We start from the raw sequence: 21,992 nt of genomic DNA, 5'->3' as shown, positions 1-21,992 counted from the left end.
GAGACAAGGAGACGCCGCCATGCAAACGACAAGCCAGGCGACGGTGTTGACGGAGGCCAAGACCTCCGTGCGCTGGAAGATTTTTTTGATGATGCTGTTTCTCATCGCGATCAACTACATCGATCGCGCCTCGCTTTCGGTGGCCATGCCGCTGATCGCGAAGGAGTTCGACCTCAGTCCCACCATGCAGGGCCTGATCCTCAGTTCGTTCTTCTGGACCTACGCGCTGATGCAGGTGCCGGGCGGCATGCTGGCCGACAAGTACAAGCCGCGCATCGTGATCGCCTGCGCCACCGTGTTCTGGGGACTGGCCCAGACCATCGCGGCGTTCACCACCAATGCCATGTCGCTGATGCTGACGCGGCTCGGCCTTGGCGCCGCCGAAGCGCCGATCTACCCGGCCGGCGGCAAGCTCAACGCCATCTGGATGACGCAGAACGAACGCGGCCGCGGCGCCACGCTGCTTGACGGCGGCGCACCGCTGGGCGCGGCCCTGGGCGCGATCATCATCACGTGGCTGATCGCCTCGCTGGGCTCGTGGCGGCTGGCCTTTATCGTGGCCGGCGTGGGCACCGTGCTGGCCGGCTTCATGGCCTGGTATTACGTGCGCAATTCCCCGCGCGAGCACCGCGGCGTGAACGAGATGGAAGCGCGCTATATCGAAGAAGCGCAGGCCAGCGAGCACCGCGCCGAGCCGGCCAACCTGTCGGGCCGCTCCATGGATTTCTTCAAGTACCGCTCGGTGTGGTGCATGGCCGCTGGCTGGATGTGCTTCAACACCGTGTTCTACGGCCTGCTGACCTGGATGCCCAACTACCTGAACAAGGTGCACGGCTTCGACATCAAGCAGATGGGCGGCGCCAGCTTCATCATCTTCTTCAGCGGCTTTATCGGCGAACTGGTCGGCGGCTGGATCGCCGACAAGTGGAAAGAGGCGGGCGGCCGTCCCAACGTGGTGATGCGCACGCTGTTCGGCATCGCCGCGGTGGTGGCCACGGCCTCGATCTTCTCGGTGGCATATGTCAGCGACCCGATCATCGTGGTGGTGCTGCTGTCGTCCACGCTGTTCTTCCTGCGCTGGTGCGGCCTGTTCTGGTGCGTTCCGTCGATGCTCGGCACCCGCAACAAGGTCGGCTTCCTGGGCGGCGTGATGAACCTGGGCGGCAATATCGGCGGCATCACCGTGCCCATCATCGTCGGCATGATCGTGCAGTTCACCGGCTCGTACTTCCTGGCGCTGATGTTCTTCGCTGCTGCCGGCGTTGGCCTGCTGCTGGCCTCGACCGCCATCGACTACGAGACCAAGATTCCGGTCTGATCCGCGCGGATCGCTGCGATCACCAAATTCCAAGACAAGCAGGGGGCCGGCAACGTCCCAGCCCCCACGTTTACTCCTGAACACAACATGACCAAGCAAATCCGACTCGGCATGCTCACGCCGTCTTCCAACACGGCGCTCGAGCCCATCACCAGCGCGATGGTTGCCGGCCTGCCCAATGTCAGCGCGCACTTCTCGCGCTTCACCGTGACCGAGATCTCGCTGCGCGACCAGGCGCTGGGGCAGTTCAACCTCGACAAGATCCTGGCCGCCGCCAGCCTGCTGGCCGATGCGCGCGTCGACGTCATCGCCTGGAACGGCACCTCGTCCGGCTGGCTCGGCTTCGACAAGGATGAAGCGCTGTGCAGGCAGATCACCGAGGCGACCGGCATCCCGGCCACTACCTCGGTGCTGGCGCTCAACGAGATCCTGGAAAAGACCGGTGCGCGCAACTTCGGCCTGGCCACGCCGTACCTGGACGACGTGCAGCAGCGCATCATCGCCAACTACGAACGCAGCGGCTTTCACTGCGTGGCGGAAAGCCACCTCGACCTGCACGTGAACTACAGCTTTGCCGAAGTCGAAGCCGACACCATCCGCGAGATGGTGCGCGGCCTCGCGCAGCATGGGCCGCAGGCAATCACCACGTTCTGCACCAACCTGCGTGCGGCGCACCTGGCCGAGGAGCTTGAAGCCGAGACGGGGATCCCGCTGTACGACACCATTTCTACCGTGGTGTGGAAATCGCTGCGGCTGTGCGGCGTGGATACGCGCGAGCTGAAAGGGTGGGGCCGGCTGTTCCGCGAAGTGGAGTGATTGCCTGAGCCACGATGGCGCGATCCAGTCGCGCCATCGACGCACGCGGGCTGTGCAAATCTGCAATCCCCCTCCGCACGCCCGCGCATTGCCGCACCGAATCCGCGATCCTAGACTGCTCCCACGGCCCCACAATGGCGTGGCGGCCAGCCCACCCCAAACAGGATCGCGATGAAGCTCTACTACTCCCCCGGCGCATGCTCGATGTCCGTCCACATCGCGCTGCGCGAAGCCGGCCTCCCCGTCACGCTGGCCCAGGTCGACCTGCAACACCACAAGCTGGCACAGCCCGAGAACGGCAGCGACGACTACTACGCCATCAACCCGCGCGGCTATGTGCCGCTGCTGCAGCTGGTCGACGGCTCGCGCCATACCGAAGTGGCATCGTTGCTGCAGTACATCGCCGATCTGGTGCCCGAACGCGGCCTGCTGCCCGCCGCCGGCACGCGCGAGCGGCTGGAAGCCACCGGCTGGCTGACCCTGGTCTCCACCGAACTGCACAAGGTGTTCAGCCCGTGGCTGTGGCACAAGGAAACCGCGGCAAGCACGCAGCAGGCATGCAAGGCAAAGCTGCAGGCGCGCTTCGCCGAACTCGACCGCCACCTGCAAACCCGCCAATACCTGATGGGCGACCGCTACACCGTGGCCGATGCGTACTGCTTCACCATCCTTGGCTGGGCGCGCATGCTGATGATGCCGCTGACCGCCTACCCGTCGCTGCAGGAATACCTGTCACGTGTGGCCGCACGGCCCGCGGTACAGGAAGCAATGCGCGCGGAAGGGCTGGTGCGCGACTGAGCTGGCGCGGAGGTGGTGCGGGGAGGGCGCCGCTCAGCGCTGCGCGCCGAGCAGCGATTCGATCTTCGCCACCAGTTCCTTGTCGTCGGGCCTGGTGCGGCTGTCGTAGCTGGCCACCACCTTGCCGTCGCGGCCGATCAGGTACTTGTAGAAGTTCCACTTGGGCGCGGTGCCGGTCTGTCTGGCAAGCAGCGCGTACATCGGGTTGGCGTCGCTGCCGCGCACGTGCGACTTGCCCAGCATCGGGAACTTGACGCCGTAGGTGTTGTAGCAGAAGTCGGCGATCTGCTTCTCCGAGCCCGGCTCCTGCGAGAAATCGTTGGACGGGAATCCCAGCACCACCAGCCCGCGCGAGTTGTATTTGGCGTGCAGCGCCTCAAGCCCTTCGTATTGCGGCGTGAAGCCGCAATAGCTTGCCGTGTTGACCACCAGCACCACCTTGCCGGCGTACTGGCACAGGTTCTGCGGCGCTTCGTCCTGCAGGCGCGGGAAGGTGAAGTTGAGCGATGCGGGGCAAGCGCCCGCCTGCGTCGCCACAGCGGGCGCTGCGGACTTCTCGGCGGCGCGAGCAGGCGAGGGCACCAGTGCCGACGCGGCGAGCGCCACGGCGGCGAAGGCGAGGGCGAGGGGGCGGGAAATCACGGAACGACGGAACATGGCGGCGGGGCTCCAGGGGTCGGCTCGCTGTATCGGGTACGCGTAGTCTACGCCGATGGCGGGCCCGCTGCCGCCGCCGCTTCAGTCCATCGCCAGCGTGGCCGCGTGCTCGGTGACGCTGCTGCGCAGCTCAAGGTCCGGCATGCTGCGCACGACCAGCAGCGCCAGCACCGATGCGGCCGCGCCGGCGGCAAAGATCAGGTGGAAGCCCGACTCGACACCGTCCGCCAGCACGTGCCGCACCGCCGGCGACAGCTGCGCCAGCGCTTCGCTGCCATGGCGCAGCGCGCCCAGGTCGAGCGCCTGCTTCACGCCCGAGGCCGCCAGCGCATGGCGGAATTCCAGCGTCAGCAGCGTGCCCGCCAGCGCCCCGCCCAGCGCGCTGCCGAGCGAGCGCAGCACCAGCAGCGCGCCGGTGCCGGCGCCGGTATCGCGGCGCTCCAGCACGTTCTGCACGCTCATCAGCGTGGCCACCATGGTGATGCCCAGGCCCACGCCGGCCAGCGTCATCGCCATCAGCACGACAGCCAGCGGCACCGCCGGCGTCACCAGCGCCAGCACGATCAGGCCGAGCGCACCGGCGACATAGCCCGCCGTCAGGATGCCGCGCATGCGGCCTACGCGCGGCGCCACCCATGCCACGATAAAGTTGCCCGCCACCGTTGCCAGCAGGAACGGCATCACCAGCAGGCCGGAAGTCGAAGCATCGGCACCGCGCACCAGCTGGAAGTGCAGCGGCAACGCAAAGATGCACAGGAAGATGTTGAGCGCCGACAGCGCCGACGCCGCCACCCCCATCACATAGGCGCGGTTGGCAAACAGCCGCGGCGGCAGCATCGGGTCGGCCGCGCGGCGCTCCTGCCACGCCAGCAGCGCCACCGCCACTGCCGCGGCGAGCAGCAGGGCGGCCAGCTCAGGCGAGAGCCAGTCATAGACATCGCCACCCCAGCTCATCGCCAGCAGGAAGGCGACGATGGCCACCGCCAGCAGCAGCGCGCCCAGCCAGTCCACGCGCGCCGGACCGCCGCGCGGCGCCAGCATCGCCAGGCCGCGATGGCACATCGCCATCGCCAGCAGGCCCAGTGGCACGTTGACCCAGAACAGCCAGCGCCACGACATGTAGTCCGACACCCAGCCGCCCACCAGCGGCCCCGCGATCGACGCCACCGCCCACACCGTGGCCAGGTAACCCTGGTAGCGCCCGCGCTGGCGCGGCGCCACCACGTCGGCGATGGCCGCCTGCGCCAGCGACATCAGCCCGCCGCCGCCCACGCCCTGCAGCGCGCGGAACAGGATCAGCTGCCCGAGCGTCTGCGCCAGCGCGCACGCCACCGAGGCGCCGATGAACAGCGTGATCGCCACCATCAGCAGGCGGCGCCTGCCGAAGCTGTCGGAAAGCTTGCCGTACAGCGGCGTGGTCACCGTCGACACGATCAGGTACGCGGTCACGATCCACGACAGGTGGCCGAACCCGTTGAGGTCGTTGGCGATGGCCGGCACCGCCGGAATCACCACGGTCTGGTCCAGCGCCGCCAGCAGGATGCACAGCACGATGCCGCCGATGACGCGCATGATGGCGCGATGGTCGTGGACGGGCGTTGGAATGGCTTGGGCGGCGGGTGCGGACGACGACATTGCAGACACGGGTACGCGGCACAGTGCCGCGAGGGAAACCACAGGGAAGGGGGAATTGCCGGCCGGAAGGTCCGCCAGGAACGGCCGGTAGGCCGCAGCGGAGTGACCGTAATTCAGTAACCGCATAATTATATGCGGTCGGCGCATATCGCGCTAAGGGAGGCCGTGGGGCATGTCGTCAAACCCCTACGGTTTTCTCCCCTCTCCCGCCCGCGGGAGAAGGGCCAGGGGGCAGGGCCGGCGCATCAATTCCCCACCAGCCCAACGCATTGCCTAATGCCCACCCCCATGGATGTAATGCTCCAGCTGCTCGATGATGAACTGCTGCTCGGAGATGATGTCCTTCACGAGGTCACCGATCGACAGCATACCGACCAGTTCATCGTTTTCCATCACCGGCAGGTGGCGCAGCCGGTGCTTGGTCATCAGCGCCATGCATTCGTCAGTGCTCTGGCCGGCACTGACGTAGATCACCGAGGTGGTCATGATGTCGCGTACCAGCGTCTCGCGCGAAGTACGCTGCATCAGGATCACCTTGCGCGCATAGTCGCGCTCGCTCAGGATGCCCTTGATGTCACCGTGCTCGATGACCAGCAGGGCGCCGATCCCTTTCTCGGCCATCAGCTGCAGCGCGGCATAGACCGTCGCCGTCGGCGGGATGCTGTAGATGGCCTGAGTCGGCTTGGATTCCAGAACCTGGCGTGCAGTTTTCATCACCAACTCCTCTTCCGTCGAGAAATCATGCGGCTGGCGCTACCTGCCTTGCGACCAATGGAACCAGAGTAGCAAAGGAATGCGCCGGCTTACAGGGTGACTTACGCGAATCTTTGTAAGCGATGTTGTGGCGCACCCACGACTGCGGGCTTCCACTTATTCCGTCATCAGTCGCACCTTCACCTTCTTGCCTTTGACCTTGCCGGCGTTGAGCCGCTTCACCGCCTCGCGGCCGATGCTGCGCTCCACGGCGATATAGGTCGACATATCGAGCACGTTGATCTTGCCGATCTGTTCCTTGGTGAAGCCGGCCTCGCCGGTCAGCGCGCCAAGGATATCGCCGGGGCGGATCTTCTCCTTGCGGCCGCCAAGCATCTGCAGCGTCACCATCGGCGGCAGCAGGCGCTCACTGCTCGCGGGCGTCAGTTCGGCCAGCGAATGCCATTCGAACTCGCCGCCGTGGTGCTGTTCGAGATTACCTACGCGTCCCATCTCGTCCATGCTGACCAGGCTGAACGCCCAGCCCTCCTGGTCGGCGCGGCCGGTGCGGCCGATGCGATGCACGTGCACCTCGGGATCGGGCGTGATCTCGACGTTGATCACCGCTTCCAGCTGCGCGATATCCAGCCCGCGCGCGGCCACGTCGGTGGCCACCAGCACCGAGCAGCTGCGGTTGGCAAACTGCACCAGCACCTGGTCGCGATCGCGCTGCTCCAGGTCGCCATGCAGGGCCAGCGCCTGGTAGCCCTGCGCGCGCAGCAGCTCCACCAGCTCGCGGCAGCGCGCCTTGGTATTGCAGAACGCCAGCGTGCTGGCCGGGCGGAAATGGTCGAGCAGCCGCCCGACCGCGCCCAGGCGCTCGCCTTCTTCCACTTCATAGAAGCGCTGGCGGATGGTGGCGTTGTCGTGCGTCGCTTCCAGCTTCAGCGACTGCGGCTTGCGCAGGAACTTGTGGGCAAGCTTGTCGATGCCTTCGGGATACGTCGCCGAGAACAGCAGCGTCTGGCGCTCCTTCGGGCAACGGCTGGCGACGTAAGCGATATCGTCGAAGAAGCCCATGTCGAGCATGCGGTCGGCTTCATCGAGCACCAGCGTGTTGATCGCCGCCAGGTCCAGGCTGCCGCGATCGATATGATCAAGAATCCGGCCCGGTGTACCCACCACGATATGCGCGCCGTGAATAAGGCTATCCACCTGCGGGCGCATCGGCGAGCCGCCGCACAGCGCCAGCACCTTGATGTTCTCTTCGGCGCGCGCGAGGCGGCGGATTTCCTGGGTGACCTGGTCGGCCAGCTCGCGCGTGGGGCACAGCACCATGGCCTGCACGTCGAAGCGGCGCGGATCGAGCCGGTTCAGCAGCGCCAGCGCGAACGCCGCGGTCTTGCCGCTGCCGGTCTTGGCCTGCGCGACCAGGTCCTGGCCCGCCAGCGTGATCGGCAGGCTGGCCGCCTGGATCGGCGTCATCTCGTCGTAGCCGAGCTGCGCCAGCGTGGCGAGCATGGCGGGCGACAGCGGGAGGGTGGAAAAAGCGGGGCCGGCTTGCGGCTGCGGGGGTGCTTGGACAGGGGTCGAGTTCATGCGGGATTATAGCGAGCCGGCGTCAGGCATCCGCGTCGGCGGGCGGCGTCCAGCCCAGCCGCTCCAGCAACGCCTGCGCGGCGGCCGGCGCGCGTTCCTTGGCGCCGTTGATGAAGAAGACAAAGACTTCGCGCTTGCCGCGCTTGGGTGCCGCGGGCTTGCGGTCTTCGAGCACCGGCAGGTCGTCCGGCTGCGCGCCCTGCGCCCATGACTGCGCGCGTCCGGCCCATTCGTCGAGCGCACTGGGGCCATAGCCGGTCTTCAGCTTCTCGCTGCTTTCCATCAGGCGCGCATAGACAAAATCCCCGGTCAAATCCGCCATCGAGGGGAATTTCGGCGAATCGGTGAACACCGTGGCGGCCTTGTACTTGCGCGCGAGCTTCAGGTAGTCCGGCGTCATGAAGCTGTCATGCCGCACTTCGAGCACGTGACGCAGCTTCACGCCTTCGACGGAAGCCGGCAGCAGTTGCAGGAAACCTTCGAAGTCCTCCCCGTCGAACTGCTTGGTCGGTGCGAACTGCCAGACCAGCGGACCCAGCTTGGGGCCCAGCTCGGCAATGCCGCTGTCGATAAAGCGTTCGATCGATTCGGCCGATTCCGCCAGCACGCGCCGGTTGGTGGCAAAGCGCGACGCTTTTACCGCAAACACGAAATCTTCCGGCGTTTCATCACGCCATTTGATAAACGACGAACGCTTTTGCGTGCCGTGATAAGTGCTGTTGATTTCGATCGCGCTGAGGTGCCGGCTGGCGTAGGCCAGTTCGCGCGATTGCGGCAGCCTGGCCGGATAGAAGTTGTCGCGCCAGGGTGCGAAATTCCAGCCGCCGATGCCGACCCGGAACAGGCCGCCGGGCTTGCGCCGCGCTGCTGTCGGCGCAGACGCCGGCTCAGTTGCCGGCGCAGGTGCGGACTTGGCCGCGGTGCGTGCTGCCATGGCGCGATCTCCCTGGACGCGAGAGTCCAAGTCTAGCGGGAAACCGCGGCCAGCGGGGCGCCATGCCGAACCGGGCAGGCGCCAGAAACGAAGAAGCCGGAAGCAGGCTTGCGCCCGTTTCCGGCTGGTCCCCCGTTAACCCGGGCCCGCTCAGAACGACAGGTTCTGGATCACATCGGCAGTATTCACATCGACCTGTTGCGTCACCACCGCACCGCTGTTGCTGGTGGCCTGCACGCTGTACTTGCCGCCCGCGGCGCCGTCAGGCTGCAGCGGGATCGGCAGCGAGGCCTGGTAGGTGCCGATCACCGGCGCGGCCACCGGCAGCGCCCGCTCGGTCACGAACAGGCTGTAGGCACCGGTATTGGTTTCCGCGGCGGTCGCCGCGATCTCGAAGGTGCCGCCGTTGACCAGTTGCAGCGCGCGCAGCGTCGCTTCGGCCGAAGCCGGCGTCACCGTGCCCGAGACGCGGCGGTACGCGGAAGTCGGCAGCGACATCGGCGATGCCGAATTCGAGATCGCCGTGCTGCCGCCCGCCACAACCGGCACGCTGCGTACGATGCCCGTGCCACGGCCATTGGCTTCGCCCGGCACCACCACCACGTCGACCGCGCCGGCGGTGCTGCTCTGCTCGATCGGCGACAGCGTGAAATTGCCGTTGGCATCGGCCACCGTCGCCTTCACCACCACGCCGTTGCGCTCGGCATAGACGCGTGCGCCCGGGGCCGAGGCCACCACGCCGGTGACCGCGCCGCTGACCACCGTCGGAATCGCCGTCACCACCGGCTTCAGGCCATAGGTGCCGTTGCCGCGCGTCACCACCGACTTGCAGGCATCGAAGTCCAGCACCAGGTCGGTGAGCGTGCCGGACGCGACCGTGAACGAGCGGTTGATCTTGATGCCGGACTGCACCGCGCTGGGCGTATCGAGCGCCTGCTCGGTACCGCCGGTGGGTACCACGGAGTTGGCCAGCGCACCCGAACCGCCCCCGCGGTTCGCGTCGAGCACCAGCCGTACCTGCTGATAGTTGCCGGCCGGCAGCACGGTCTGGCCCAGTGTGGTCAGCACGCCGTTGGTCAGCGACAGCAGGTCGATCTTGCGCGCGGGCACCACGTCGATATCGACCCAGCCGCCGGCGCCGGGCTCGGCATTGGCGCTGCTGTGCACGCGCACCTTGTTGACGGTTACAAAGACATTGTCATAGCCGCAGGCGGGCGCATCGGTCATCGAGACCTTCAGCGTTCCCTGGCCACCGGAATCATCGCCACCGCCGCCGCCACAAGCGGCCAGCGCGAGCGCGCCGCTCAGCGCCAGGATGCGCAGCGGCGTGGATGAGTGTGAAAGGTTCAGCACGGTGTCTCTCCAATTTTTGTCATAGGTTGATCGGAGAATATGCTGCGAAACGCATACCCGGTGTAAGCCTTTGTAATGCGTTGTAAGGAAGCCTCGCCTCAGTATCCTGAACGACGCTCCGATCACACAGCAAGTGGGTACGTTGCGTCATCAACTTCGGTGAATTCCCCAACATCTCGCCTTCCTGCCTCAAGTCGGCAAGCGGGTGCACCGTATACAGCGGGGTGGAAATCCCACGAACAAACGCCCCCAACGATTCCCTACGAAGGAACTCCCCCGATGTTTAATACCCTCCGCGCCCGGATCATGGCCCTGTGCGTGGCCATTGTCGTGGCCGCGCTCGCCATCAATACGGCGCTGAACCAGTCCGTCGCCAGCCGCTACAACGAAGACGCCATCGACAGCAGCCTGGCCGCCGTGCAGAGCGGCCACACCAGCGCCATCGTCGAATGGGTGGCGTCGCACAGCCAGATGATCAATTCCCTGCAGGACGCCGTGCTGCAGCCCGAACCCGATGCCGCGCTCAGGCAGATTGCCGATGCCGGCCGCTTTGCCAACGTCTACGTCGGCTATGCCGACAAGACCGCCAAGTTCTCCAAGCCCGAAGGCATCCCGCCCGACTACGATCCCACCGGCCGCCCATGGTACAAGCAGGCCGCCGCGGCCGGCAAGCCGGTGGTCACGCCGCCTTATGTCGATGCCGGCACCGGCAAGCTGGTGGTGGCCTTCGCCGTGCCGGTGATCCGCGACGGCGGCATCAAGGCCGTGGTTTCGGGCGACGTCGCCATGGACACCGTGGTCGCCAACGTCAAGGCGATCCATCCGACGCCGGCGAGCTTCGGCATGCTGGTCGCCAAGTCCGGCGAGATCGTCGCGCATACCGACGACAAGCTCACGCTCAAGCCCGTCACCGACCTCATCCCCGCGCTGACCGCGGACAAGCTCGGCACGCTGGCCGGTGCGACAACGCCGCTGCAGGTCGATGTCGGCGGCAGCGCCAAGCTGCTCGGAGCGCGCGCCATCCCCGGCACCGACTGGATGGTCATCGTCGCGCTCGACAAGGCCGAGGCCACCGCCGGCATGCGCTCGGTGCTGATCGCCTCGGTGATCGCGCTGGTGCTGATCGCCGGCGTTGCGGCCATCGTGGTGTGGGGCGTGGCGACCATGTCGCTGCGCGGCCTCGGCACCGTGCGCGACGCCATGGACGCCATCGGCTCCGGCGACGGCGACCTGACCCAGCGCCTGCCGGCGCACGGCAACGACGAAGTCGCGCAGATCGCGCGCGCCTTCAACACCTTTGCCGACAAGCTCTGCACCACCATGCGCCAGATCCGCGAAGCCAGCGAATCCGTGCGCGCCGCGTCCGACGAGATCGCCGCCGGCAATATCGACCTGTCGCGCCGCACCGAATCCGCCGCCGCCAGCCTGGAGCAGACCGCGGCGTCGATGGAAGAAATCACCGCCACCGTCAGCCAGTCGGCCAACTCGGCGCAGCATGCCAACGAGTCGGTCAGCACCGCCTCGCGCGTGGCCGCCGATGGCGGCGTGGTGATCGGCGAAGTCATCGCCACCATGGGCCAGATCGAGAACGCCTCGGTCAAGGTCTCGGACATCATCGGCGTGATCGAAGGCATCGCCTTCCAGACCAATATCCTGGCGTTGAATGCCGCCGTGGAAGCCGCGCGTGCGGGCGACCAGGGCCGGGGCTTTGCCGTGGTCGCGGGCGAAGTGCGCGCGCTGGCCCAGCGCAGTGCGCAGGCAGCCAGGGAGATCAAGACGCTGATCGAGTCCACGGTGGGCAGTGTCACCTCCGGCTCGGGCCAGGTCCGGCGCGCCGGCGAGACCATGGACGAGATCGTCAGCAACGTGTCGAAGGTGACCGGAATTATTAACGAGATTACTCACGCATCGATGGAACAGACACGCGGCATTCAAGAAGTGAATAAAGCGGTCAGCCAGCTCGATGAGATGGTCCAGCAGAACGCGGCGCTGGTGGAGCAGTCGACCGCGGCGGCCGCGGCATTGCAGACGCAGGCGGGAAGCCTGGCGGGGGCGGTGGGGCAGTTCAGGCTGGGGTAAGGGGCTGGCCACGCGAAGGCTGGCCGCAGGCCGCCTTCGCGCCGGCTTAAGCGGCGGCCGTACGTTTGCGGCGCCCGCCAATCGCCCCCGATGCCGCCGCACCAAGAATCCGCCGGAACGTCGGGCATTCCATATGGCTCGGCGCCGGGCACGCAGCCGCGTGCCGCAATCCGTCCCGCATCGCCGTCAGCTTCCGGATGGTCCGGTCCAGCTCATCGGCCTTGGCGGCGAGCAGCTTCCTGTCGATCTGCGGCCCGCCCTGCCGCGAGAACATCCGGGCGATGTCGTCCAGCGAGAATCCCGCCGCCCGCCCGAGCGCGATCAGCGCCAGGCGTTCGAGCACCGCGGCGTCGTACACGCGCCGCATGCCACGCCGGCCGATCGGGGCGATCAGGCCCTTTTCCTCATAGAAGCGCAGCGTCGACGCAGGCACGCCCGCCTGCTGCGCCACTTCGGCGATATCCAGGCTTGTCACCGCTTGACCTCAAGTTGACTTGAACTGGCACAGTGTAGCTTCGCCGCCGCGATGGCGTGCAGGAGGACACAACCATGGGTGACAAGCAGGCAACAAGCAGTGGCGCCGGCGAACAAGCCGCGCTGTGGAACGGCCCGACCGGCCAGGCATGGGTAGCGCAGCAGGCGCTGCTTGACCGGATGCTCCAGCCGATGGAAGCGCTGCTGGCCGGCGCGGTCGATGCCGGCACGGCGCAGCACTTGCTCGACGTAGGATGCGGTGCGGGCGCGACGACGCTGGCCCTCGCGCGGCTGACCGGTGCGCGCGGGCATTGCACGGGCATCGACATCTCCGGCCCGCTGGTGGACGTGGCGCGGTCGCGCGCGCAACGGGAAGGCGTGCCGGCCACGTTCGTCCACGCGGATGCACAAGCCCATGCCTTCGCGCCAGGCAGCTTTGACGCCATCGTGTCGCGCCTTGGCGTGATGTTCTTCACCGACCCGGTCGCCGCCTTTGCCAACCTGCGGCGTGCCGCAAAGCCGGGCGCCGCGTTGCGTTGCATCGCCTGGCGCAGCGCGGCGGACAACCCCTTCATGACCACTGCCGAGCGCGCCGCTGCGCCGTTGTTGCCGAACCTGCCACCCCGCCAGCCGGGTGGGCCTGGCCAGTTCGCGTTCGGCGATCGCCAGTTGGTGCGGTCCATCCTCGAGGACAGCGGCTGGACCGCCATCGACATCACGCCGGTCGACGTGGCATGCGCGCTGCCGGCGCACGCGCTGGAAGACTACTTCACGAGCCTGGGCCCCGTCGGCCTGGCGCTGCGCGACGCAGACGCAGTCACGCGTGCCCAGGTTGTCGAAGTCGTCGGCAACGCCTTCAGGCCCTATGTGCAGGGCGAGACCGTGCCCTTCACCGCAGCCTGCTGGATGATTACTGCGCGGGCGCCCGCCGGCCCGGAGGCAGAGCACGCAACTGAGCATGGCTGACGCCACGGTTTCGGGCCTGCCGCACTCCACGACCGGGAATGCCTGGGTTGAGTGCGCTACCGCACCGAGCTTCCGTTGTGCAGGTCGAGAATAGGAACCCTTCGGCGCCATCGCGCACCGCATCCCGCTACTGCGGGAAAATTGCATGGCAAGGCTTCCTGGCCGACTGGCCGCCTGCGTCGCGTTCAGCCTGATGCTCACCACGGGTGCGCAGGCGTCGGATATTGCCTGCCATCATGGGCTGGGTTCGCAGGCCGCCCGCTGCGACGGCCAGTCGGCCCCAGGGAATACGTGCAGGCATGCGGACAAGCCGCCCAGTGGCGCGGCCCTCATTTGCGATTACACAATGCTCCGCGGCGCGTATGAACGCGTCTACGCCGAGCAGTTGCAGGGCTTGCGCACCGGGGAGTTCGGGCCGGACGATATCGCCGCATGGCGAAGGCTACGGGATGCCTGCACCTCGGTGCCGTGCCTGGACAGGGCCTTCGCCAACTGGCGCGACTACGCGAGGCAGAAACCCATTCCCGCCGCCGCCGACGCGCCCCCGGGGGTGCCTGCACAACCCGCGCGCGCTACCAGGAAGAGCAAGCCGGATGCTGCCGGACAGAAGGCTGAGGTCCGGCAGCCTACGCCTGTCGGGAAGCCGGAGCCGCGGGTGAAGCAGCAGGAGAGGCAGCAGGAGAGGCAGCAGGAGAGGCAGCAGGAGGGGCAGCAGGAAGAGCGGCACGAACGGCAGCAGCGGGACACGCTGCCGGCTGCGGCCGTGGCGTCTACAGAAAGCCGGGAACAGCCCGCCCCTGTCGAGAAGAACCGATCGCTCCCCGATACCGTCTCACCACCTGCGCCGCAGCTTCCGCCTGAGCCTGTGGCCGACAGGAACATCAAGGCGCTTCCCATCGCGCCGGTCACGATCGACCCGCCGCTCCCGGATTCCGCCTCAGTGCCCGCGCCACAGCTCAGGCCCGAGGCCGCGACCGGAAGAGAAACCCCTGAGCGCCCCATCGCCTCGGTTGCGATCCATCAGCCACCTCGCGGCCCAGCCACCCTATGGACCCCCGCCTACCCCGTGGATGGCACCTTGCCACGCAGATGGGAAACGCTTGTCGCGCTGGCGTGGCTGGGGCTGTGCGGGGTGTGCCTGGCCTGGTGGTGCCGGAGGCGGCGGATTGAATGGCTGCCGGATGCCGCGCGCCGACGCGAACGGACGCGGACCGCGGCGCGGATCGTGCTGGTATCGGCGGGACTGATCGCCGTGAACAGCATCGTGCTGTTCTGGATCCTGGCGTAACGCCGGTCATGGCCTTGCGCTCAGGCCGGGATACCCCTGCCGTTCCGTGCGCGACCGCACCGAACATCCGCCGCAGAGCCCCAGAATAGGAGCCCATCGACGCCCCGCTTGCGCCGCCTCCCTCGGCTTGCCCCGGGCGACAGCATGACAAGGCTTCCGGGCCAACTGGCCGTTTGCATCTCGATCAACCTTCTGCTCACCGCCGGTGCGCAGGCGTCGGATATCGCCTGCAAGCACACGCTGCGTCAGCCAGCCGCGCGCTGCGACGATCTGTTCGCCTCCGGCAGCCCGTGCAGGGAGCACCGGCAACCAAGCGCCGCCACCCTGATCTGCGACTACGCGATGCTCTATCGCAATCACGAACGCATTCATGCGCAGCAGCAGCGACTGCTGCGCGCCGGGGTAATCGGGCAGGACGAGGTCATCGCATGGCGCCGGCGCCGGGATGCCTGCACGTCGGTGGCATGCCTGGACAACGTCTTTGCCAGCTGGCGCCCGCACCGGAACCGCAAGCCGGAGCCTCGCGCCACCGCGTCGCAACCCGAGGCGCCCGTGCACAGCATTGCGAAGAACGAGCCGCAAGCGGCACCAAAGATGGCGCCCAGGCTAACGCGGCCGAACGAGCCGCAGCCAGCGCCACCGGACATCGCGCCGCAGCCTCCGCCTGGTCCCGTAGTCGAATCGGGAATTCTGGAAGACCCCGTCCCCCGCGCCGCAGTCGATCGTCCGCCCCCGGCTTCCATACCGCTACGTACGTCGCCGCCTCGCGCGCAGGCACCCCGGCAAACCGGATGGGAATCGCTTGGCACGCTGGCGTGGCTGGGCATGTGCGGCGCGGGCATTTGCTGCTGGTCCCGCAGGACGCGTGGGGAATGGCTGCCGGGCGGGCACCGCCTGCGCGAGCGCCTGCGCGACGCATCGGCCATGGCGCTGACGGTCAGCGGACTGCTGGTGCTGAATGCGGTGCTGTTCTTATGCATCCTGGGAGCATCCGGCTCATGAGGCCGCGCCGCCGTCGCGCAATGCGACGCAGGCCTGCGTTGCCGATGTCAGCGCATGCAACCCGCCCGCTCACTCCGGCAACGGATACTTCCGGGCATTCATCTCCATCTTGGCGCGCACCGCGGCGTCAAGGTCCACACCCAGCGCCGTCACCAGCTGCGTCAGGTAGATGGTGATATCGGCCAGCTCCTGCTCCACATGCTCACGCTTGTGCGTCGACATGACCTGACGCGACTCGTCCTCGGTCTGCCACTGGAAGATCTCGACCAGCTCGGCCACCTCGACGCTCAGCGCCATCGCCAGGTTCTTGGGGCTGTGGTATTTGCCCCAGTTGCGGGCCTCGCCAAAGGCAAAGGCGGCTTGCTGGAGGTTCTGGATATCGATCAGTGGCATGGCGGGATGGCGTTGGCGTTTCATGGCCCCCTTGCGACGTCGGTGCATCGGCAGCAGGGTGAAACCCGCAATTTAAGCACGACCACGCCCGCTCGACAGCCAAGCCTACCGGGCTTACGCTACACAGGTGCATCGATCGTCGCAGCGGAGGTCTCCATGCGCCCGACTCCCGGCCTGGCATTCGCCACCCTCGCCGGCACCGTTGCCTACCTGGCCATCGCAATCGCAGGCTGGGGCGGCATCGGCGCCTTCTTCGCGCATCCCGCGCGCGTGGCACTCACCATCGTGCTGTTTGCACTGGCCGTGGCCGCGCTGTTCTCGGGCGGCAACATCAGCAGCGGCATGCGCGAAGACCGCGGCAACCGCTGGGTGCTGGGCGCGTTCGGCGTGCTGGGGCTGCTTGCGGCGTATCTGCCGGCCTATACCGACCGCATCGGCTTCTGGACGCTGGACGGCGATACCGTGCGCTGGATCGGCGTGGCCTTGTTTGCCACTGGCGGCGTGCTGCGCTTGTGGCCGGTGTTCGTGCTCGGGCGGCGGTTCAGCGGGCTGGTGGCGATACAGCCCGGGCATACGCTGGTGACGACCGGCATCTATGGCGTGATCCGGCATCCGAGCTATCTCGGGTTCGTGATCAGTTCGCTGGGGTGGGTACTCGGGTTCCGCTCAGGCGTGGGGGTGTTGCTGACACTGGCGATGGTGCCTGTGCTGGTAGCGCGCATCCGCGCGGAAGAGGCGTTGTTGCTCGATCAGTTTGGCGATGAGTATGCGGCGTACTGCGGGCGGACGTGGCGGATGGTGCCGGGGGTGTATTAGGCGGTCCTCCACCATCTCGCCGTGCAGCAGTGCAACGGTTCATTCACTGGCCTCACCCATCCACGTCCACACCACCAGCGCTTCGTCGGCAGGCGACAGCCCGAAGCGGATCATCGGCATCCCCTTCTGCCTGACGATGCTGGATTTGCTGCCCACCCACGCCGCCTGTGGGTGTCCCGGCGGAAGCGAGGCGCGCCACATGCCGGACAAGGTCGTGATCTCGTCCGAGCGCACCGTGACGGGACCACCCGTCTGCGTCGGCGGCGCGTTGACGCGAAAGCGCACGCCATCCAGCAGCCTGTTCCAGAGGGCAATGGCTTCCTCGTCGCTCAACGATGCCGTGTCTGCGGCCCCGACACGATTGGCGGCCACCTTCGTGTACATCTTCGCGTTGATCCAGGCGGGGTGCAGCGTTGAGCGTTCCTTGCCCACGGCCTCCCATTCGAAGTCATGCGTGCCATCCGCACGGCGGACCAGCGATTCCTCGCCCTGCCAGACGCCGACCGTACGCTTGCGCTCCCGCAAGGTCGTCAGCTTTGGATAGCGGTGGCCGAGATCCTTCTTTTGCTGGGCGATCGAGGCCAGCAATCCTACGTCATCGGTGTCGTCAACGGTCGCCAGCTTGTTGGAGTCCACCGAAAAGCTGACATCCGGAAAGCTTGGCAGACGGATACCTGCGCTGAAGATTTCCTGGAATGTGCCGGATGCGTCCGCGACGAAGCCGTGGTCGATGCAGACGCCTGGAGCAGTTGGAATGTCGGCGTTGTCGCGTGCGCGGATGCCGGCTACCAAAGGGGCGAGCTCCTCGCCGCCGTAGAACCATTCAAACAGGTGTGAGCCATTTGACACGAATGTCCTTGCCTTCTCGACTCCAAATGTTTTCGCATTTTTGCTCTCAAACGATCGAACTTCGATGCTTTTGTGAATAGGTCCCGGCCCGAAATAGGAAATCTCGGCAGTCTTGTTTGCCGCAAGCACTTTGTCGCGATACGCCTGCGCCACCTCCTTCAGTTCGCCAGCGGCTCCAATGTGTGCGACGATCTTTCCCGGAAACTCTTGGAAGCCCCACAGCAACTTGGCTTCCGCCGGCACCTCCACCACGTAGCGTCCAAAACATACCTGCCTGGTCTTGGCGAAGAGCGTTTGCAAGCGCGGTGACAGTGCAGCGGGTTCCGACATGTTCTTCCCCGGATAGGTATGCGATTGGCAGGCCGCGACCAGCAAAGCGGCAAAGCTTATGGTTAGGGCTCGGCGGATCATTGATCCCACCATTCGGCGGTGTTGGCGATCTTGATGATCGAGTACAGTGTGCTCGCCAATACCTGATCGTTCTTGTAGCTGTCCTGATGCTCGTAGCCGGTCTGCCGGAACAGCGTACCGCGCACGGCTTCGGCCGAGGCTTTGGCCGGCACCGTCTGGTCCCCAGCGTCCTCCGGAGGCTCCAGGCGCAGCGTCAACGGCTGACCACTCTTGGTGCGCACCACGATGCGGCCTTCGGCGTCCTCGCTTTGTAGCGTCCATGTGAGCGGGTCGCCGTGCGGCGCCAGATCGGTAGTGTCCGCGCGCCAAGTCACACTGCCGTAGGCTTTCTGGTCACTGTCATGACCATAGCTGGCATAAGTGGTGGGGTGATACAGGTCCTTGATGTTTTTGTGAAAGTCCAGTGCGTCGGCAATCCGCTGTTTAGCCAATGCGTAAGGATCCGCACGTTCATACTTCTTGTCGGCAGGATTGATCCACTCCGGATTCAGCAGCCGCCACCAGCACTCCGGGTTGCGCCCATAGATGTCATAGACCGGATCGCCAACAGCCACCGGCGCCGCTGGCTTACTCGCGCCCAGCGTGCGGTGCAGTTCCAGATCATCCCGGTACGCTTTCAATGGTTCATCCGACACGATCGGCAACGCCATCACCTGGCGGTAGTCGCATGTTTGCAGACGCAACCAGCCGCGCGGATATGAGGCGTTCGGCAAGAGTTCCAATGCCCCGGAAGCATTGGCAAAGACTGCCGTCACTTCCTTGCCCGTTCTGCCCAAGACATCCCGCGTAAACTCCCCAGACAGACTGGTCTGCGCCTCGAAGCCTGCGCGCACGCGCCGGTAGGCCGCCCCGGCTCCAAGTGCTGGCTGTACACCGTGGTAGATCCCGAGAATCTTGTCCTTCGCGTTGCCGTAGTCCGGATGTAGCAGCGCGCGGCCAACCAGCCCGCCCATGGAATGAGTGACCACGATCACCTTCTCGCACTTCCGCCCATTGGCCTTGTACATTCCGATGATCTCGTCGATGCGACTGGCAATCTTCCGCGCCGACGTACCGTTGCTTTGCAGCCAGTTGTAGCCCATCGCGTAGACCGGGTACCAGCAGTTCGACACGCGCCGGATATCGTCCTCGGTGAGCGCATCGCCCGCACCGCCCCAGTAGGCGGGAGCGACGCCCAGCACCTTTACCTTCCTGCCGTGCTTCCAGGTTGGCGAGAGCTCCTTGGACGATGGCATCAACATGTCGTTCATATGCGCCTCCAGCAGCTTGATCACGGTGCCGTACGTCTCGAACATGACTTCGCTCCATCCGCGCCAGCGCGCCTTCTGCGCCGCCGTGGATTCATGATTGCCGCGCCGGGCTTTCCATTCCTCGCCGGCTGGCGGCAGCGGTGCGCTCATCAGCAAGCCGATATCGGGCAGTCCGTCCGGCACATTGCTGTGACGCTTGTCGGAGTCCACCGTTTCCGCGCCGGTCATGTCGAACTTGCCGGCATCCTCGGTGATTTCATAACGGTCCACTTCGGTCGCGTCGGGGTCGAAGTTCCGTTGCCGCAGGGCTGGCGAATCCCTGCGACGGGCAAGGGCGTCCCAACGGTCGTCGGGACGCCATGCGATGTTGTCAGTACGCCCGATCTCCTTCTGGCGCGTGCGGCTCATGCGCAAATTACTGCCCATGATGCCCGGCAGAAAGATGATGGGAATCACCCTGGCAGGCGGCACCTGCAGGCTCACGCGCCGCTTGTCGGTCGAAGGCGTCAGGGCAATGGTGGCACCGGCGTGCCCACCGATTTCCTCGCCGGTTTTCAGGTAGATGCGATCAGATTCCATAGAGCACTTCCGCCGTGTGAGAGGTGGAGCTCCTTTATAGCCAGCGCCCGCAGAGGCAGGTATCGGATTGCTCTGGTCAGCTGGTAGGAATCGACGTCATCTCAACGATGCTAGTCGTGGGCTGTAGATCAGAAACCGATGGGTAGTGTTTGCAAGTCGCGCATCACCACTAGTGCCAGCGGTATCAGCGGGATCGCCAGCAGAATCAAGGCGCCATCCGCAGCAACCGTCAGTGGCGTCATGACAACCAGCGCTTCCCTCGCGCCGTTCGGCAGCGCTTCCCTGACCTCGACCCGGTAAGGCTGATTCAATGGCCTGGTGCCCGCCGGCATGCTGAATTTGGCAGCGGAGTAGCGGGAGCCTTGCAAGGCAAACCACCGCACCGCGCGGGTCGTCGATAAATCGGTGAATCCGAACGCCTTGGCGGCCAGCCGGTCCTCCTGGCTTGCCTGCTCGAGAATCAAGGCAAACGGCCCTTCGACATCGCCATTTGCCTTGACGTTAAAGACATCAAAGCGGGCCGACATTTTCCGGTGCAGCGGCGAGTCCAGCAACTGCACCAAACCCTCCGGTACATCGAAGATGTAGTGATATTTCGGACCAAGAACCGCCAGCCTCTTGCCGTCCGCGGTGACCAGCACCTGGCTGACCGTCTCCTCGTATCGCCGGTACTCGGTTTTAGTCGCCTTGTCCATCAAGGCCTTGGTGGCGCATCCGCCAGTGCCAAGCAATGTGAGGGCCGCCAGGGTGAGAAGTGTTCTGCGGTGGATGCGATTCGTCATCTGGGGAGTGGCTGGCGCCAGTCGATGGGAATCGAATATCAAAGCCTACGTCAGACACTCACTCAATAGCGCGAATCCAAATTGCATACGGAATTTTCCCGAATCTCGTCTGGCATCGCCGCTCGCGAAGACGCCCATCGGCCCTGATCGTGCTCCCGGCCCCTATGCTCGTCTCATCAGCCATGCTTCAAGTGCGTGAGCAGCGCATTGGCAACGGGGTCCGAGGACGCCGGGTTCTGTCCCGTGATCAGCAAGCCGTCCGTGACCACGTACGGTTGCCAGTCCGCAGCCTTGGAAAAATTGGCGCCGCTTGCCTTCAGCATGTCCTCGACAAGGAAAGGCACGACTTCGGCCAGTCCGACCGCTTGTTCCTCGCTATTCGTGAAACCCGTGACGTTCTTGCCCTTGACCAGGGGGCTGCCGTCCTTCGCCTTCACATGACGCAGCACGCCGGGTGCATGGCAGACCAGTGCGACCGGCTTGCCTGTGGCGATCATGCGCTCGATCAGGTCCTTCGAGTGCGAGTCCTCGGCAAGGTCCCACATCGGCCCGTGGCCGCCCGGATAGAACACGGCGTCGTACCCGTCCGCCGAGACCTCCGACAGCTTGATCGTCGCCGCGAGTGCCGCCTTGGCTTCCGCATCGCCGTCAAAGCGGCGAGTCGCGTGGGTCTGGAAGGAAGGGTCATTGCTCTTCGGGTCGAGCGGGGGCTGCCCGCCGTTCACGGAAGCAAGCGTCACCTCGACGCCGGCATCCTTCAACACGTAGTAGGGTGCGGCCAGTTCTTCCAGCCAGAACCCGGTCTTCTCGCCGGTATCGCCGAGTTGGTCGTGAGACGTCAGGACAATCAGGACTTTCATGACGGATCTCCAGGTGGGGGGAGCACGAGTCCATGGGGCTGAAGCGGCGCAACGGCGACGGATTGCCGGCGCTGCGTCGTGGGTGGGACGGCATGCAGCAACCGTGGCTTGCTTGATGCGCATGGACCTTGGTAAGCATGGACGATGCGGCTTCAAAATCAAAGGCTGAAATGGACCACGCTTTGGGGGCACATTGGGAGTACTGAGGCTTCGCCTTGCGGCACTTCGCAGCACCCGAACCAAAACGGCGCGAGACCAGATGGCCCGCGCCGTTTTGTTTTCAGGCCCGCTGCGAGCCGGCATGTCACTCGTCGGCGGGCACCGCGCTATCCGCGCCCTCGCCAGCGTATCCATTTGGCACACGCAGATTCCGCCTTGATCTACATCAACGGTTGCCACCGATCCCGCCACTATGCTGGCGAGCGCTAACGGATAGCGCT

General features: G+C 65.8%; 20 protein-coding genes. 8 read left to right on the top strand and 12 right to left on the bottom strand.

The window, feature by feature from the left end; genetic code table 11:
- Positions 1–19: 19 nt before the first annotated feature.
- The 3 genes from E0W60_RS11060 (at position 20) to gstA (ending at position 2,932) form a co-directional block, all read left to right on the top strand.
- Positions 20–1,318 carry an MFS transporter gene (locus E0W60_RS11060; protein ID WP_133096676.1) on the top strand — a complete coding sequence of 433 codons (1,299 nt, stop codon included), beginning with the start codon at positions 20–22 and terminating at the stop codon, positions 1,316–1,318.
- A gap of 87 nt (positions 1,319–1,405) precedes the next feature.
- Positions 1,406–2,134 carry a maleate cis-trans isomerase family protein gene (locus E0W60_RS11055; RefSeq protein WP_029047813.1) on the top strand — a complete coding sequence of 243 codons (729 nt, stop codon included), beginning with the start codon at positions 1,406–1,408 and terminating at the stop codon, positions 2,132–2,134.
- Between the two features lie 171 nt (positions 2,135–2,305).
- Positions 2,306–2,932 (top strand): glutathione transferase GstA, encoded by a 627-nt coding sequence (gstA, locus tag E0W60_RS11050; RefSeq protein WP_133096675.1) that lies wholly within the window; start codon positions 2,306–2,308, stop codon positions 2,930–2,932.
- Positions 2,933–2,965: 33 nt separating this feature from the next.
- Here the strand turns inward: gstA and E0W60_RS11045 are convergent, their stop codons facing one another.
- The 6 genes from E0W60_RS11045 to E0W60_RS11020 form a co-directional block, all read right to left on the bottom strand.
- Positions 2,966–3,589, bottom strand: a complete 624-nt coding sequence (locus E0W60_RS11045; protein WP_135704087.1) for a glutathione peroxidase — start codon at positions 3,587–3,589, stop codon at positions 2,966–2,968.
- A gap of 81 nt (positions 3,590–3,670) precedes the next feature.
- Positions 3,671–5,224 carry an MDR family MFS transporter gene (locus tag E0W60_RS11040; protein ID WP_135704085.1) on the bottom strand — a complete coding sequence of 518 codons (1,554 nt, stop codon included), beginning with the start codon at positions 5,222–5,224 and terminating at the stop codon, positions 3,671–3,673.
- A 273-nt stretch (positions 5,225–5,497) separates the two neighbouring features.
- Entirely contained in the window at positions 5,498–5,938 is a 441-nt protein-coding gene (locus E0W60_RS11035) for a CBS domain-containing protein (RefSeq protein WP_133096672.1), read from the bottom strand.
- 156 nt (positions 5,939–6,094) lie between these two features.
- Complete coding sequence (gene dbpA, locus E0W60_RS11030) at positions 6,095–7,516, bottom strand: ATP-dependent RNA helicase DbpA (protein ID WP_133096671.1); 1,422 nt, start codon at positions 7,514–7,516, stop codon at positions 6,095–6,097.
- A gap of 22 nt (positions 7,517–7,538) precedes the next feature.
- Positions 7,539–8,450 carry a DUF72 domain-containing protein gene (locus E0W60_RS11025; protein ID WP_135704084.1) on the bottom strand — a complete coding sequence of 304 codons (912 nt, stop codon included), beginning with the start codon at positions 8,448–8,450 and terminating at the stop codon, positions 7,539–7,541.
- 150 nt (positions 8,451–8,600) lie between these two features.
- Entirely contained in the window at positions 8,601–9,803 is a 1,203-nt protein-coding gene (locus E0W60_RS11020; protein ID WP_135704083.1) for a DUF4382 domain-containing protein, read from the bottom strand.
- Between the two features lie 279 nt (positions 9,804–10,082).
- Between E0W60_RS11020 and E0W60_RS11015 the strand changes: the two genes are divergently transcribed.
- Entirely contained in the window at positions 10,083–11,882 is a 1,800-nt protein-coding gene (locus E0W60_RS11015) for a methyl-accepting chemotaxis protein (protein ID WP_135704082.1), read from the top strand.
- A 46-nt stretch (positions 11,883–11,928) separates the two neighbouring features.
- Here E0W60_RS11015 and E0W60_RS11010 read toward each other — a convergent pair whose 3' ends face one another.
- Positions 11,929–12,357 carry a helix-turn-helix domain-containing protein gene (locus tag E0W60_RS11010; RefSeq protein WP_135704081.1) on the bottom strand — a complete coding sequence of 143 codons (429 nt, stop codon included), beginning with the start codon at positions 12,355–12,357 and terminating at the stop codon, positions 11,929–11,931.
- A 74-nt stretch (positions 12,358–12,431) separates the two neighbouring features.
- Between E0W60_RS11010 and E0W60_RS11005 the strand changes: the two genes are divergently transcribed.
- The 3 genes from E0W60_RS11005 (at position 12,432) to E0W60_RS10990 (ending at position 15,612) form a co-directional block, all read left to right on the top strand.
- Positions 12,432–13,322: a class I SAM-dependent methyltransferase gene (locus E0W60_RS11005; RefSeq protein ID WP_135704079.1), complete on the top strand. Its 891-nt coding sequence runs from the start codon at positions 12,432–12,434 to the stop codon at positions 13,320–13,322.
- A 145-nt stretch (positions 13,323–13,467) separates the two neighbouring features.
- On the top strand, positions 13,468–14,610 hold the full coding sequence (locus tag E0W60_RS37005) for a hypothetical protein (RefSeq protein ID WP_167884577.1): 1,143 nt from the start codon (positions 13,468–13,470) through the stop codon (positions 14,608–14,610).
- Between the two features lie 144 nt (positions 14,611–14,754).
- The gene (locus tag E0W60_RS10990; protein ID WP_135704076.1) at positions 14,755–15,612 is read left to right on the top strand and encodes a hypothetical protein; all 858 of its coding nucleotides are present in this window, start codon (positions 14,755–14,757) and stop codon (positions 15,610–15,612) included.
- 69 nt (positions 15,613–15,681) lie between these two features.
- Here E0W60_RS10990 and E0W60_RS10985 read toward each other — a convergent pair whose 3' ends face one another.
- Positions 15,682–16,005: a nucleotide pyrophosphohydrolase gene (locus E0W60_RS10985; protein ID WP_133096663.1), complete on the bottom strand. Its 324-nt coding sequence runs from the start codon at positions 16,003–16,005 to the stop codon at positions 15,682–15,684.
- A gap of 156 nt (positions 16,006–16,161) precedes the next feature.
- On the opposite strand from E0W60_RS10985, the gene E0W60_RS10980 reads away from it, so the two are divergent.
- A complete protein-coding gene (locus E0W60_RS10980) occupies positions 16,162–16,821 on the top strand; it encodes a methyltransferase family protein (protein ID WP_135704074.1) in 660 nt (219 codons plus the stop codon).
- 39 nt (positions 16,822–16,860) lie between these two features.
- On the opposite strand, the gene E0W60_RS10975 is transcribed toward E0W60_RS10980, so the two are convergent.
- From E0W60_RS10975 to E0W60_RS10960, 4 genes are all read right to left on the bottom strand, one after another.
- The gene (locus E0W60_RS10975; RefSeq protein ID WP_135704072.1) at positions 16,861–18,081 is read right to left on the bottom strand and encodes a T6SS immunity protein Tli4 family protein; all 1,221 of its coding nucleotides are present in this window, start codon (positions 18,079–18,081) and stop codon (positions 16,861–16,863) included.
- Positions 18,078–19,910, bottom strand: coding sequence for a lipase family alpha/beta hydrolase (locus tag E0W60_RS10970; protein ID WP_135704070.1), 1,833 nt, complete (start codon positions 19,908–19,910; stop codon positions 18,078–18,080). Before E0W60_RS10970 ends, E0W60_RS10975 begins: the two co-directional genes overlap by 4 nt.
- 128 nt (positions 19,911–20,038) lie before the next feature.
- Complete coding sequence (locus E0W60_RS10965; protein ID WP_135704068.1) at positions 20,039–20,692, bottom strand: hypothetical protein; 654 nt, start codon at positions 20,690–20,692, stop codon at positions 20,039–20,041.
- Positions 20,693–20,868: 176 nt separating this feature from the next.
- Positions 20,869–21,552 carry a type 1 glutamine amidotransferase domain-containing protein gene (locus tag E0W60_RS10960; RefSeq protein WP_135704066.1) on the bottom strand — a complete coding sequence of 228 codons (684 nt, stop codon included), beginning with the start codon at positions 21,550–21,552 and terminating at the stop codon, positions 20,869–20,871.
- Positions 21,553–21,992 lie beyond the last annotated feature (440 nt).

This window comes from Cupriavidus oxalaticus (assembly GCF_004768545.1).
Classification (GTDB): domain Bacteria; phylum Pseudomonadota; class Gammaproteobacteria; order Burkholderiales; family Burkholderiaceae; genus Cupriavidus; species Cupriavidus oxalaticus_A.
Note: the sequence above shows the minus strand (reverse complement) of the source record. Positions and strands in the feature narration are given on the sequence as shown.

Bases quoted from the DNA above. Each gene is read 5' to 3' on its own strand.
- E0W60_RS11060 (WP_133096676.1), top strand. From the start codon at position 20: ATGCAAACGACAAGCCAGGCGACGGTGTTGACGGAGGCCAAGACCTCC.
- E0W60_RS11055 (WP_029047813.1), top strand. From the start codon at position 1,406: ATGACCAAGCAAATCCGACTCGGCATGCTCACGCCGTCTTCCAACACG.
- gstA (WP_133096675.1), top strand. From the start codon at position 2,306: ATGAAGCTCTACTACTCCCCCGGCGCATGCTCGATGTCCGTCCACATC.
- E0W60_RS11045 (WP_135704087.1), bottom strand. From the start codon at position 3,589: ATGTTCCGTCGTTCCGTGATTTCCCGCCCCCTCGCCCTCGCCTTCGCC.
- E0W60_RS11040 (WP_135704085.1), bottom strand. From the start codon at position 5,224: ATGTCGTCGTCCGCACCCGCCGCCCAAGCCATTCCAACGCCCGTCCAC.
- E0W60_RS11035 (WP_133096672.1), bottom strand. From the start codon at position 5,938: ATGAAAACTGCACGCCAGGTTCTGGAATCCAAGCCGACTCAGGCCATC.
- dbpA (WP_133096671.1), bottom strand. From the start codon at position 7,516: ATGAACTCGACCCCTGTCCAAGCACCCCCGCAGCCGCAAGCCGGCCCC.
- E0W60_RS11025 (WP_135704084.1), bottom strand. From the start codon at position 8,450: ATGGCAGCACGCACCGCGGCCAAGTCCGCACCTGCGCCGGCAACTGAG.
- E0W60_RS11015 (WP_135704082.1), top strand. From the start codon at position 10,083: ATGTTTAATACCCTCCGCGCCCGGATCATGGCCCTGTGCGTGGCCATT.
- E0W60_RS11005 (WP_135704079.1), top strand. From the start codon at position 12,432: ATGGGTGACAAGCAGGCAACAAGCAGTGGCGCCGGCGAACAAGCCGCG.
- E0W60_RS37005 (WP_167884577.1), top strand. From the start codon at position 13,468: ATGGCAAGGCTTCCTGGCCGACTGGCCGCCTGCGTCGCGTTCAGCCTG.
- E0W60_RS10990 (WP_135704076.1), top strand. From the start codon at position 14,755: ATGACAAGGCTTCCGGGCCAACTGGCCGTTTGCATCTCGATCAACCTT.
- E0W60_RS10985 (WP_133096663.1), bottom strand. From the start codon at position 16,005: ATGCCACTGATCGATATCCAGAACCTCCAGCAAGCCGCCTTTGCCTTT.
- E0W60_RS10980 (WP_135704074.1), top strand. From the start codon at position 16,162: ATGCGCCCGACTCCCGGCCTGGCATTCGCCACCCTCGCCGGCACCGTT.
- E0W60_RS10975 (WP_135704072.1), bottom strand. From the start codon at position 18,081: ATGATCCGCCGAGCCCTAACCATAAGCTTTGCCGCTTTGCTGGTCGCG.
- E0W60_RS10970 (WP_135704070.1), bottom strand. From the start codon at position 19,910: ATGGAATCTGATCGCATCTACCTGAAAACCGGCGAGGAAATCGGTGGG.
- E0W60_RS10965 (WP_135704068.1), bottom strand. From the start codon at position 20,692: ATGACGAATCGCATCCACCGCAGAACACTTCTCACCCTGGCGGCCCTC.
- E0W60_RS10960 (WP_135704066.1), bottom strand. From the start codon at position 21,552: ATGAAAGTCCTGATTGTCCTGACGTCTCACGACCAACTCGGCGATACC.